Here is an 11,987-nt window from a genome sequence, read left to right on the forward strand (position 1 = left end):
GTCGCTATCGCGAACCAGCTCGCACAAGGACCCGGTACGGAACCGAACGCGCGGTGCCCGGATCACATCAGTATCGACCGCTGTCACGCCAGGGATGCACGGATGAACGACTCACCAGCACTGCGCAGTTTTATCCCGCCCTACATTCTCAACCGCATCATCGCCCACGGCTCAGAACCGCAGCGCACGGCGGCGATGATCACCCTGCATCATGTGCAAAACCTGCTGCCCAATCCCGGGCCACCTTCGCGGCCGCCGGAGCGGGCGATTCTGCCACCGCCCGGAAAGCCGGGAGTGGTCCAGCGCAGCCTGCACGACGCCCAGAACAAAATGCTGTTGCCGGGTATGCCGGTGCGAATGGAAGGCCAGCCGGCCACAGGCGATGCGGCCGTCGATGAAGCTTACGATGCGCTGGGTGCCAGCTATGATTTCTTCTGGAAGGTGCTGCATCGTGACTCGATCGATAACAAGGGATTTGCCTTGGTCGGCAGCGTGCATTATGGCCTGGGATACGAAAACGCCTTCTGGAATGGTGCGCAAATGGTCTTCGGCGATGGTGACGGGGAAATTTTCCAGCGCTTCACCCGCTCGCTGGATGTGGTCGCCCATGAGCTGGCCCATGGCGTGATCGAAAGCACGGCCGGACTGATCTACGCCAACCAGTCCGGGGCCTTGAACGAGTCGCTGTCGGATGTGTTCGGCATCCTCACCAAGCAGTTCGTCCTTGGCCACACCGTCGAGCAGGCGGACTGGCTGATCGGGGCTGACTTGCTGACGCCAAAGATCAATGGCAGAGGCCTGCGTTCGATGTCCCACCCGGGCACGGCCTACGACGACCCGCTGTTGGGCAAGGATCCGCAACCGGATCACATGCGTGAATTCGTCATCACCCAGGAGGATAATGGCGGTGTGCACATTAATTCCGGCATCCCCAATCGCGCGTTTTATCTGGTGGCCAGAGCGCTTGGCGGGTTCGCCTGGAAGAAAGCCGGGGTGATCTGGTACGACGCCCTGTGCGACAAACGCCTGAATCCGGACGCCGATTTCGATGCCTTCGCCCGGCTGACCGTCGACCATGCCGCCCAACGCTTCGGTGCGCGAGAAGTCGAGGCCGTGCGCCAGGGCTGGGCTCAAACGGGCATCGAACTCACGGAGACCCTATGAAAACCCTGCCTGCATTGGGCGACGACGCCCGGGTTCGCCTCTCTCGCCAGGGCGGTTTCGCGGCGATTCACGCCTTGAGCCGCCCTCGGGAGATTGAGTTTGCGCAATGCGACATCAGCCAGCGCTCCCGCATCTGCTCGGTACTGGAGGGATGCCTGCCCCTGGACAGCACGGAATCCGGCCGTGGCGACCAGCGCTTTTACCAGATAGAGTTGAACTATCGGCTAGGCGGGCAGGAAGACCGGATGGTGCTTAAAGTGCCGGAGGACCAGGCACCGGGAGAGCTGGTCCATCTTTGGGATACGGGGCAGTTGCTGTAGTTCTCCCCGCCCCCACCGGTCAATCATCCCGCGTCAGCACTTCCAGCAATTCAATTTCGAAGATCAGGTTCGAATTCGGCGTGATCTTGCCCATGGTGCGCTCGCCATAGGCCAGGTGCGCCGGCACCAGCAACTTGCGCTTGCCACCGACCTGCATGCCCATGATGCCCTGGTCCCAGCCCTTGATGACCCGCCCGGTGCCGATCACGCACTGGAAGGGTTTGCCCCGACTGTAGGAAGAATCGAATTCGGTCCCGCCCTCCAGCCAGCCACGGTACTGGGTGGTGATCAACGCGCCTTTTACCGCGGCTTTTCCGTCACCCAACTGAAGATCGATTACCTGAAGCTCGTCATTCATTGAATTCACTCGTATGCTCACTCGCCCTCAAGGGCCTGATGGGCGCCGTTTTCCCAGATTTGCCCGCGATTGGCAACCATTGCCGTCTGCGCGCGCTGCGTTCAAAGCTGTTTGCTGAACTAAAATAATCAACTATTACCCGTACGGTTCAACGCCCTGATGGCCATGCCCGAATGATCCTGCTCTGGACCAGCGTCATCCTTGGTTCAATGACGCTCACCCTGATCGTCGCGCTGATCTGGCGCGAACGCTCGCTGCACAAGCAACTGGCGCAGTACCGCGCAATCATTAACAGCCTGTCCGAAGGCCGGAACATCCATCAGGCTGGTGACGCCGAGCGCTTCAAGCGCAGCCAGTATTTCGCTCGCATCGGCACCTGGGATTGGGATGTTGACACCGACCGCCTGTACTGGTCCGACGCGATTTTCGGCATGTTCGGGTTCAAGATCGGCGAAGTGACGCCCTCCTACGCCCTGTTCTGCTCCTGCGTGCATCCTGAGGACCGGCTGAGGGTCCGGGCCGGCGAACTGCGTTGCCTGGAAACCGGCGAAAACCATGATGAGGAGTACCGCGTGGTCTGGCCCGACGGAACGATCCGCTGGCTGCGGGAAACCGGCAACGTGGTCAAGAATGACCACGACGAAACGATCAAGATGATGGGCGTGGTACGCGACATCACCGAAGAAAAGGCCTCGGCCAACTACCTCAAGCACCTGGCCCATTACGATCCGCTGACCGGCCTGCCCAATCGCCTGGTGCTCGAAGAGCGCCTGTCCGAAGCGCTGGAACAGGCGCGCGCCAGCGCCACGCGGGTGGCGCTGGTGTTTGTCGATCTCAATGGATTCAAGGCCATCAATGACCGCTATGGCCACGCGGCCGGCGACCGCGTGCTGGTCACCACCGCCACACGACTCAAGCGCATCCTGCGCGGCACCGACACCGTCGCGCGGATCGGTGGCGACGAATTCGTGGTCATCCTCCAGGGCTTGCCCCAAGGCGAAAGCCTGCAAGATGAAGCGCGCAGCATCTGCCAGAACATCTTCGCCGAGCTCTCCCCGCCCGTCACCATCGGCAACGACCAGCGCCACATCGGCACCAGCCTGGGCGTCGCCGTGTTCCCCGATCATGCGCCGAGCATCGACCGCTTGCTGCACATTGCCGACCTGGCGATGTATGAGGCCAAGCGCAGCGGGAACAATCAGTATCGGCTGGGCACCGAGAGCGTGGTGCGGGCGCACAGCGAATAGCGCTTAGTCCCCGAATGCATTGATCCATTTTGCACATCAATGCTCGGTGCAGGCTTCCTGATGCGTCCGTTGGGCGCCGTGGTGCTGGGTGCCTATATCGATGACGTGGGTCGACGAAAAGGATTGATCGTGAATCTGTCGATCATGGCCAGCGGCACCATCCTGATTGTGCGGGTGCCCTTGAACACACCGCTTAATGTCCCTGCTGGCCTGCCCATAGCGTCTGCGGGACACATACAGCCCCGTCCAGTAACAATCGGGCCGTTCTCATCAGGCCGCAACTCATTAGTCGATCATGTCCGGGATGAAGGTCCGGGTGCTCAGTGCTCCACCCGCTTGTGCTGGCGCAATCAGGCACATCTTGGGCACGTTACGCAGGCTCACTTCGTCAAGGTTCATACGCGGCCCGGCTTGCAGGCGGATCGATTCGAGGCGGGCCTTCAACTCAGTATGGGCATCCAGTTATGCCGGACTCTCATGGCCACTCAGACCGAGGTCTTCAGCTCGGATCAGCACCACCGGCATGCCGTTGTCGAATGCAGTTTCAGGTAACCATCCTTACGTGGAACGACTGGATTCAAATTTGCAGTGTTCCCCTTACCAAGGCTTGCAGCCTGGGCAAAATACTCGCTTCGTCATTGCCCAAAATGGCAATCGAAGAACCACGCAACTCTGCCGTCGAAGCGGCAGCTGCGTCGCCGGCCAAGGCCACTGGGCACGTAACGCCCATTTGAAGGGCACGCAGTCGCTTGTGTGCATCTACCTGCAGTGGCGCCTGGACCCATAGCACCAGCGCGGCGGGCTGAATCGCTTCACACAGCAACGGCAGTTCTTCCAGAGGCTGGCCCGTGCCCAGCACCTCGATGCGCAGCTGGTCACTACTCATCAACACACCGGCACACAACAGCTCCAATTCGCGCGCATGGCCCGAGCCATCTGCCAGCAGCACGCAAGCACCGTTGCTCTGGTTCATCTGCAGTCGCAACAACATCCGCGCACGCAAGAAGGCGTCAAGGAACAACCACTGACTGCGTCGACCGAAATGATTACCGGATGCCAGGCTGCGCCAGACCGGCAGCAGAATAGCCTCCAGTGCAGTAGCTTTCGGATAGATCGTAAATAGTTGCCCGTGCAGGCGCTCCAGTTCAGCGCCATCAAAAGCCTGCGTGGCACGATGAACTGCCTCTTGCCACTGGACCAGGGGGGCTTCGACCGGGCCCGATATAGTGATACCGGGCGTGTCCTGCTGCCGGACGAGCAACGCGCCTATCTTGCTGATGGGCAGGCCCCGGCTGGTCCAGAGCATGATGCTACGAATATGTTCGATGTCCTGTTGCGAATACAGGCGATGCCCTCCCACAGTGCGTACCGGTCGGATCAGCCCGTGGCGGCGCTCCCATGCCCGCAAGGTAATCGGGTTGACGCCAGTCAGGCTGACGACTTCCCGCATGGGGAGCAAGGCGTCGTCGGAGGTGGATTCGATGGGCTCGGTCATTGAAAGTCGTTGCATCCTGAGTGTGTTGGCATTCTAAACCAGGCATGACACTTTTTAACCAGCACCAATCGATGCCCGACGGCACTGCGCCCTGCCATCTAGGCATGGCTGCCGCTGACGATTACGCTGTGAGGCAACCCCACGAATCAAAAAGAGCCCAGACCATGATTGAAGCCAAACTCCTACAACTTATGGTCGAAGCCTCCAATGACGGCATCGTCGTGGCCGAGCAGGAAGGCAATGACAGCATTCTCATCTATGCCAACCCCGCCTTCGAGCGCCTGACCGGCTACAGTGCAGACGAAATTCTCTATCAGGATTGCCGGTTCCTGCAGGCAGACGATCATGATCAGGCCAGCCTCGCGGCAATTCGCAACGCCATCCGCCTCGGTCAGCCTTGCCGGCAGGTGCTGCGCAACTATCGCAAGGATGGCAGCCCGTTCTGGAACGAGCTGTCTATCACTCCCGTGCACAACGATGCCGACCAATTGACCTACTACATTGGCATACAGCACGACGTCAGCGACAAGATTGCCGCTCTGGAAAGGATTCAGTCACTTGAAACCGAAGTGGCCGAGCTTCGCAGCAAACTGGCAAAGCTCGGTGGCTGACGACGCGTAGCGCTACGATCGACACAAAAATTGTACAAGAATATTGACTTGTACACTTTTCCCCGTAGGCTTCAGATAAACATGTACAAGTTTTCCGACTTGTACAATTTTTCCTGGAGCCTGCCATGTCTGCGTATCTCCACCACTTCGCCGAGACGTTCGCCACGCTGAACGCTGATTGCCTGGACAGACTGGGCGAGCTCTACAGCAACGACGTTCAGTTTCGTGATCCTTTGCATCAGCTGGATGGCTTGCCGGCGCTGCGCAGATACTTTGAAAAGCTGTACAGCAACGTCCAGGATATCCGCTACGACCTCCTTGACGTGGATGAAATCACCCCCGGCCACGGTTATCTGCGCTGGAACCTGCATTTTCGTCATCCGCGCCTGTCCCACGGCCAGCCGATCAGCCTGCAAGGCTGCAGCCACCTGCGCTGGGCGCAACATGTCTACCTGCATCACGACTACTTCGATGCCGGCGCCCTGCTCTACGAGCACATCCCGGTAGTTGGCGGGGTGATCGGCTGGATCAAGGGGAGGCTCGCATGAGCCGCTGCTGGCTGACAGGAGCCAGCAGCGGTCTCGGCGCCGCCCTGGCTGAGCGACTGCTGGAGCAAGGCCATGCGGTTGCCTTGGGTGGCCGGCGGACGGAAGCCCTGATGCCGCTGGTGCTGCGCTACCCTGAGGCCCTGCTCGCTACCGGCGATGTGACGGACCCACGACAGGTTTCGGCCATCTGCGAGAACATCGAGCAGGCATGGGGCGCGCTGGACCTGGTGATCCTGAACGCCGGCACCTGCGAATATCTTGTACCGGGCAGGTTCGAGGCCGAGACCGTCGAGCGCGTGATGCGTACCAATCTGCTGGCAGTCAGTTACTGCCTGCAGGCGGCCCTTCCACTGCTGCGCCGCGGTCAGAGACCACACCTGGTAGTGATCGGCAGTTCGGTGACCTGGCTGGCGCTGCCGCGGGCTGGAGCCTATGGCGCTTCCAAGGCGGCCCTGCGTTATCTGGTCGAATCCCTGCGCCTGGATCTATGCGCCGAAGGCATTGATGTAACCTTGGTCAGCCCAGGGTTCATCGACACCCCCCTGACCCGGCGCAATACCTTTGCCATGCCACAACTCTGGACGGCCGACCGCGCCGCGCGGCATGTCGTCGCGCGTCTGACGCGACGACCGCTGGAGATCAACTTTCCACGCCTCTTCATTCTCGTCCTGCGCTTGCTTGGCGCCCTGCCTGCGCGTTGGCGCCTGGCCCTGGGTCGTCGATTGGCGCGAACCGAACAGGAATAGCGTCATATGCGTATCGCCATTATCGGCAGCGGGATCTCTGGCCTGACCTGTGCCTATCTGTTGTCACGTCGCAATGAGGTAACCGTGTTCGAAGCGGCTGACTGGATCGGCGGTCATACCCATACGGTCGACATCGAATGGCAGGGCCGGCGTTATGCGGTAGACACCGGTTTCATCGTCTTCAACGACTGGACCTATCCCAACTTCATCCGCTTGATGGATCGCCTCGGAGTCGTCTCACGCCCCACCGAGATGAGCTTTTCCGTGAACGATCCGCAGAGCGGCCTGGAATACAACGGCAATAACCTGGACACCCTCTTCGCCCAGCGCGGCAATCTGCTGTCGCCAGGCTTCTGGGGCATGTTGCGCGATATCGTGCGCTTCAACCGCCAGGCGGTGGCCGACCTTGACAGCCACCGCATCGAGCCGGGCATGAATCTTGGCGATTACCTGTACACGCGAGGCTACGGGCAGCGCTTCATCCATCACTACATCGTACCCATGGGCTCGGCCATCTGGTCGGTATCACGGGCCGATATGCTGCGCTTCCCGTTGCACTTCTTCGTCCGTTTTTTTCGTAACCATGGCCTGCTCTCGATCAGCCAGCGGCCACAATGGCGAGTGATCGAGGGTGGCTCGCGCAGCTATGTGGCACCGTTGTGCAAGACCTTCAGCGAGCGCATTCGGCTCAACTGCCCGGTGATGAGCGTCCGCCGGGACGAAAACGGCGTGATGATCTCTAGTGCGGCAGGCCATGAGCGTTTCGACAAGGTCGTGTTCGCCTGCCATAGCGACCAGGCTTTGGCGCTGCTGGAGAAACCTACGACCACCGAGCACGAGGTGCTAGGTGCCCTCGGCTACGCCGCCAACGAAGTATTGCTTCACACCGACACCCGCCTGCTGCCCAGCCGGCGCAAGGCCTGGGCCAGTTGGAACTATCGCCTCGGTGGACCCGCGCACGCCCCGGCGGCCGTGACCTATAACATGAACATTCTGCAAGGCCTCGACGCCCCGGTGACCTTCTGCATAAGCCTCAATCAGGGCGATTGCGTGGACCCGTCGCAGGTGCTGGCACGATTCAATTATGCACATCCCCAATACAGCCTTGCCGCCATGGCAGCCCAGGCACGCCAGGGTGAGCTACAGGGAACCCGGCACAGCTACTTCTGCGGCGCTTATTGGGCAAACGGCTTCCATGAGGATGGCGTGGTCAGCGCGCTGGACGTCGCCCAACGGTTCGGGGAGCGCCTGTGAACAGCAGCCTTTGCAACGGTTGGGTCAGCCATCGGCGCCTGCTGCCGCGGTTCCATGGATTCCGTTATCGCATCGGCATGCTTTATCTGGATCTGGATGAACAGGATCTGTTGCCGGGCCTGTCCCCGTTACTCGGTGCTTCTCGCCTGGCACCGTTGTGCTGGCGAGAAACCGATTACCTGCCAGCCTGGACTCGTCGCGGTATCTCCTTGAAGGAAGCGGTGCGCGAAGTAGTGGCCAAGTCCTTGGGCCAGGCGCCCTGCGGCAGCATTCATTTGCTGACCCAGCCGCGCAGTTGGGGCATTTCCTTCAATCCGGTCAGTTTCTACTTTTGCCACGACAGTGACGGTCTCCTGGCGGCGATTGTGCTGGAGGTACGTAACACCCCTTGGCGTGAGCGCTTTCACTACGTGTTGTCTGTGCCGCCCGGTCAGCCCCGGCAGTTCTCGGTCGAGAAGGCATTCCATGTCTCGCCATTTCTGCCAATGGATATGCAGTACCACATGCGCTTTTACATCGATGACGCGCACATGCGCATCCACATGGAAAACCGCCGCGAAGGGCAAAAAGTCTTCGAGGCCGACCTGGCCCTGAAGCGCCAGCCGCTGGATGCCTCAGCACTACGACGCCACGTACTGGCCTTCCCGTGGATGAGCCTGCGCACCCTCGGCGCCATTTATTGGCAAGCCATGCGCCTGTTGCTCAAGCGCACCCCGCTCTATGCCCACACAACCCGTCAGAGCAGCCAAAACCCTGGCCATCACGTCAACGAGGAGCCCGAGCATGTCCGATCCAACTCTGAGCGTTAGCAAATCCTTGGGCCTGGCGCCGTTATTCGGCGGCCTGGCCAGGAGCGCCGTGCTCACTCAGCTTCGCAACCTGCGCCAAGGCCGTCTGCGTCTGATCTGCCAAGGCAGGCAGTGGCTGTTCGGCGACGTCGGCAGCGCGCTGCATGCCGAGGTCGAGATCTTCGACGAGGCAGCCTGGGGCATGGTGGCTGCCAACGGCTCGATCGGTGCCGGCGAAGCTTACATCCATGGCTACTGGCGCAGTCCGGACCTGGCCGCGGTCACTCGCCTTTTTGTCGCCAACATTGAGGTGCTCGACGCCCTTGAAGGCGGGTTGGCGCGCCTGGGCCGTCCGATCCTGCGCCTGCTGCATTGGCTGAACCGTAACAGCCGGCGTGGCTCGCGACGCAACATTCTCGCCCATTACGATCTGGGCAATGCCTTGTTCGAGCGACTGCTGGACCCGACCATGATGTACTCGGCAGCCATGTTCGATAGCCCGGAACAGAGCCTGGAGCAGGGCCAACTGAACAAGCTGGAGCGTATCTGCGTCAAACTCGCGCTGCGTCCTGACGATCATCTGCTCGAGATCGGTACCGGTTGGGGTAGCCTGGCGATCCATGCCGCCACCCGCTACAGATGCCGGGTGACCACCACCACGTTGTCCGACGCGCAGTACGCCCATACCCTGCAGCGCGTCCAGGATCTTGGTCTGCAAGACCGCATTACCGTCCTGCGCGAAGACTACCGCGACCTGGGCGGACGCTTCGACAAGCTGGTCTCTATCGAGATGATTGAGGCGGTCGGGCACCGCTATCTGCCTGTTTACTTTCAGCGCTGCGCGTCGCTACTCAAGGATGACGGCTTGATGCTGCTGCAGGCCATCACCATCCGTGACCAGCGTTATGAACAGGCTAGGCGGTCGGTAGATTTCATTCAGCGCTATATCTTTCCCGGTGGTGCCCTGCCCTCCCTGAGCGTCATGCTGCAGACCGCCAGTTGCCATACCACGTTGAACCTGGTGCACATGGAGGACTTCGGCCTGGACTATGCGCGGACACTGCAGCACTGGCGCGACAACTTGCGTCAGTCGCGCACCGCCTTGACCGAGCTGGGCTATGACGACACCTTTCAGCGCCTCTGGGAGTTCTACCTGTGTTACTGCCAGGGTGGTTTCGAGGAGCGTACTATCGGCGTCGCGCAACTGCTCTGGGCAGCTCCGGCCGCACGCCGCGCAGCGCTGCCGGGCGCCTGATTTGAGCCGGGCCTGGTTGATCGGCAACGCGCTATGGATGCAGGCCGCCTGGTGGGCTTGCGTACTGAGCGAGCAGCATCCTTGGCTGCTAATCCCCGTGGTGGCAGGCCTGTTGGTGCATGTGGCTGCTTGCCCACGACCGGGCGACGAAGCAACCACTCTGGCCTGTGTGGGGATGGCAGGCTGTTTACTGGATGCCAGCCTGGGTGCGCTCGGAGTCTTCGACTTTGCCCGGCAACCCCTTCCCCTGTGGCTTGCGATGCTGTGGCTGGTACTGGCCAGTGGGCTTCGCCACAGCCTGGCCTGGGCTCGACGTCCCATCTGGTACGGGGCGCTACTGGGCCTATGCGGTGGCCCCCTGGCTTACATCGCCGGTGCAACGCTGGCCGGTGTAGGCCTGCCTTGGGGCACCCTTGGCACGGCCCTGCTGCTTGCGCCACTGTGGGCTGTATGGATGCCAATCATCCTGCGACTGGCTGCGTCCCGCTGATAAACAACAGCTTTTTGAATGCGTGAATATCACCTGCTTTGCCGGTTATTGAGGGTTTACGGAAGCGACTGCGGCTGACGGCGGAAGAACAGGATCACTTGTCCCAACTCGACGCCAAGCTTGCTCATACTCGAGCGATTGATCATCGTGTCTTCGTCCATCAGGTACATCCAGTCGTCCAGATCAACTTCCCAATGCCTGCCGTCAACCGGCAGGTCAAGGCGATAGCGCCAGCGCAGCGCGTTGCCAGCGATCTCTCCGCTGGCCTCTCCAACTACGTCGTCTGCTCGACCACGCCAACGCCCGGCGCCGGCCGGTTCCAGCGTCCAGACGCGCCGCTGACGAGTGCCATCGCTGTAGAGAAATCGCTCGTCGAGGATCAACTGCCGGCCCTCGACGCGGCTTTCGATCTGGACATGGAAGCGCTTGACCACCTCGCCCGAGCGATTCTGGAACAGACCCCAAGCCTGTACCGGCCGAGAGAAGAACGCCACGAGATCCAGCGTCGGTTGCTCCTTTGCGTAGTGCTCCACGCCAACGTTGTTACAGCTGACCAGCAACAGACCAGCGAGCAGTACCAGTATTTGACGCATCAAAACCTCCTCACTCCGCCGGCCCGGCCATTCCCAGCAGTCGTTGACGCAGTTGCTTGTCCCGAGTGCGCGGATCAAGCCAGATGTCGAAGAAGGCGCGGGCGAATGCAGGGTCGTCGACCCGCCGGCGCAGCTGGCCATCGACGAAGAAAGTGCAGCCTTTGCCGGGATGGTAGACCCCGGTGATGCGCATTCCGGGCCGAACATCGACGAAGGCTTCACGCATTTCACTGGACCAGCGTTGGAGGGTGGACTCCTCTGGACGAGCCTCTGCCATGCGCTCCATTTCATTGAGGCTGACCTCCACCAGCGTGTCCCGGGAAAAGGCACGGTGATAAGTCAGTTCGAGTGCAAAGGGCTGATCCCAGGTCAGCGACAAACCAGAGCTCCACAACCGCGCGGTGTATAGACTCACGCCGAACCAGGTAAAGTCGCCGCTGCCCACCAGACGCCTATCGGGCAGCGCGGGATGCCAATCCGCCCAGGCAGGCACGGCGAGCAACATCGCGAACAGCCAGCATATCGACAGACGATGTTCGAGAAAGCGTCTGGAATCAGCCACGTTCATCAACGTCTCGACCTTTTTAGAAATTCTATACAAGATTAGCTAATTGTATAGTTTTTACACTATCAGTACACAAAGCGTACAACTTTTTCGGCCCACACTCGATGATTCGGCCCGCAGGGCTGCGCGTCATCACATCCTCGCTATGCGAATCAAGCCCCATGGTGATGGCGGGCGGCCGCAGAACATGGTCACTGGCAAGCTCGCGAAGTGACCACGCTCCCATGGGCGCTGAATCGCACCAGGTGTCGAGAGGGGTGAAGCTGGGTTAAAAGCCAAGGTACGCGGGGGGCGTGCAATATTGACGCCCATAGAAGGCCCTTTTTACTCAGAAAATATCCGCAGGCACTAAAGATTAAAACGAGCAGAGCATGTCCGCTTTGGGTCCAGGCTGTGTGAAAACGCCAGTGTTTGTCTAACCTTTTGATCGTCTAGATCGTATTGGGGGCGATCATGAAGCGATTCATTGAAGGTGAGGCTCGGACGCAAGTCACGTTGCTGCCTAAGTACCTGGACGATTACGTAGCCGAAGAAAATCCAGTGCTCGAGGTTC

General features: G+C 60.4%; 14 protein-coding genes and 3 pseudogenes. 12 read left to right on the plus strand and 5 right to left on the minus strand.

The features are described from left to right. The first annotated feature begins 102 nt into the window (after positions 1-102). Positions 103-1,164 (plus strand): M4 family metallopeptidase, encoded by a 1,062-nt coding sequence (locus tag KSS91_RS16560; protein ID WP_217835430.1) that lies wholly within the window; start codon positions 103-105, stop codon positions 1,162-1,164. Beyond that, positions 1,161-1,484, plus strand: a complete 324-nt coding sequence (locus tag KSS91_RS16565) for a protealysin inhibitor emfourin (protein WP_015095452.1) — start codon at positions 1,161-1,163, stop codon at positions 1,482-1,484. The genes KSS91_RS16560 and KSS91_RS16565 overlap by 4 nt, the downstream gene beginning before the upstream one ends. 19 nt (positions 1,485-1,503) lie before the next feature. Here the strand turns inward: KSS91_RS16565 and KSS91_RS16570 are convergent, their stop codons facing one another. Further along, positions 1,504-1,842 carry an FKBP-type peptidyl-prolyl cis-trans isomerase gene (locus KSS91_RS16570; RefSeq protein ID WP_217835431.1) on the minus strand — a complete coding sequence of 113 codons (339 nt, stop codon included), beginning with the start codon at positions 1,840-1,842 and terminating at the stop codon, positions 1,504-1,506. A 173-nt stretch (positions 1,843-2,015) separates the two neighbouring features. Here KSS91_RS16570 and KSS91_RS16575 point away from each other — a divergent pair, with 173 nt between their 5' ends. Next, positions 2,016-3,089, plus strand: coding sequence for a sensor domain-containing diguanylate cyclase (locus KSS91_RS16575; RefSeq protein WP_217835432.1), 1,074 nt, complete (start codon positions 2,016-2,018; stop codon positions 3,087-3,089). A 36-nt stretch (positions 3,090-3,125) separates the two neighbouring features. Further along, positions 3,126-3,269: pseudogene (locus KSS91_RS28275) on the plus strand (citrate-proton symporter); the annotation flags it as partial. A 13-nt stretch (positions 3,270-3,282) separates the two neighbouring features. Here KSS91_RS28275 and KSS91_RS16580 read toward each other — a convergent pair. Together KSS91_RS16580 and KSS91_RS16585 are read right to left on the minus strand one after the other, a co-directional pair. Then, positions 3,283-3,632 (minus strand): annotated as a pseudogene (locus KSS91_RS16580) (PrpF domain-containing protein); the annotation flags it as partial. 34 nt (positions 3,633-3,666) lie between these two features. Then, positions 3,667-4,584, minus strand: coding sequence for a MerR family transcriptional regulator (locus KSS91_RS16585; RefSeq protein WP_217835433.1), 918 nt, complete (start codon positions 4,582-4,584; stop codon positions 3,667-3,669). A gap of 164 nt (positions 4,585-4,748) precedes the next feature. Between KSS91_RS16585 and KSS91_RS16590 the strand changes: the two genes are divergently transcribed. The 7 genes from KSS91_RS16590 (at position 4,749) to KSS91_RS16620 (ending at position 10,276) form a co-directional block, all read left to right on the plus strand. After that, complete coding sequence (locus tag KSS91_RS16590; protein WP_217835434.1) at positions 4,749-5,195, plus strand: PAS domain-containing protein; 447 nt, start codon at positions 4,749-4,751, stop codon at positions 5,193-5,195. Between the two features lie 125 nt (positions 5,196-5,320). Continuing rightward, on the plus strand, positions 5,321-5,743 hold the full coding sequence (locus KSS91_RS16595; protein ID WP_217835435.1) for a nuclear transport factor 2 family protein: 423 nt from the start codon (positions 5,321-5,323) through the stop codon (positions 5,741-5,743). Next, complete coding sequence (locus KSS91_RS16600) at positions 5,740-6,489, plus strand: SDR family NAD(P)-dependent oxidoreductase (protein WP_217835436.1); 750 nt, start codon at positions 5,740-5,742, stop codon at positions 6,487-6,489. Before KSS91_RS16595 ends, KSS91_RS16600 begins: the two co-directional genes overlap by 4 nt. 6 nt (positions 6,490-6,495) lie before the next feature. After that, complete coding sequence (locus KSS91_RS16605; RefSeq protein ID WP_217835437.1) at positions 6,496-7,743, plus strand: NAD(P)/FAD-dependent oxidoreductase; 1,248 nt, start codon at positions 6,496-6,498, stop codon at positions 7,741-7,743. Beyond that, complete coding sequence (locus KSS91_RS16610; RefSeq protein WP_217835438.1) at positions 7,740-8,552, plus strand: DUF1365 domain-containing protein; 813 nt, start codon at positions 7,740-7,742, stop codon at positions 8,550-8,552. Before KSS91_RS16605 ends, KSS91_RS16610 begins: the two co-directional genes overlap by 4 nt. Continuing rightward, positions 8,527-9,786 carry an SAM-dependent methyltransferase gene (locus tag KSS91_RS16615; RefSeq protein ID WP_217835439.1) on the plus strand — a complete coding sequence of 420 codons (1,260 nt, stop codon included), beginning with the start codon at positions 8,527-8,529 and terminating at the stop codon, positions 9,784-9,786. Before KSS91_RS16610 ends, KSS91_RS16615 begins: the two co-directional genes overlap by 26 nt. A gap of 1 nt (position 9,787) precedes the next feature. Beyond that, positions 9,788-10,276 carry a DUF2878 domain-containing protein gene (locus KSS91_RS16620; RefSeq protein ID WP_217835440.1) on the plus strand — a complete coding sequence of 163 codons (489 nt, stop codon included), beginning with the start codon at positions 9,788-9,790 and terminating at the stop codon, positions 10,274-10,276. 56 nt (positions 10,277-10,332) lie between these two features. Here KSS91_RS16620 and KSS91_RS16625 read toward each other — a convergent pair whose 3' ends face one another. Together KSS91_RS16625 and KSS91_RS16630 are read right to left on the minus strand one after the other, a co-directional pair. Further along, positions 10,333-10,869 (minus strand): DUF3833 domain-containing protein, encoded by a 537-nt coding sequence (locus KSS91_RS16625; RefSeq protein ID WP_217835441.1) that lies wholly within the window; start codon positions 10,867-10,869, stop codon positions 10,333-10,335. A gap of 10 nt (positions 10,870-10,879) precedes the next feature. Beyond that, on the minus strand, positions 10,880-11,437 hold the full coding sequence (locus tag KSS91_RS16630; RefSeq protein ID WP_420832590.1) for a chalcone isomerase family protein: 558 nt from the start codon (positions 11,435-11,437) through the stop codon (positions 10,880-10,882). 450 nt (positions 11,438-11,887) lie between these two features. Here KSS91_RS16630 and KSS91_RS28280 point away from each other — a divergent pair. Beyond that, positions 11,888-11,977, plus strand: a pseudogene (locus KSS91_RS28280) (hypothetical protein); the annotation flags it as partial. Positions 11,978-11,987: the final 10 nt, after the last annotated feature.

It is taken from the genome of Pseudomonas azerbaijanorientalis (assembly GCF_019139795.1).
Classification (GTDB): Bacteria; Pseudomonadota; Gammaproteobacteria; order Pseudomonadales; family Pseudomonadaceae; genus Aquipseudomonas; species Aquipseudomonas laurylsulfatiphila.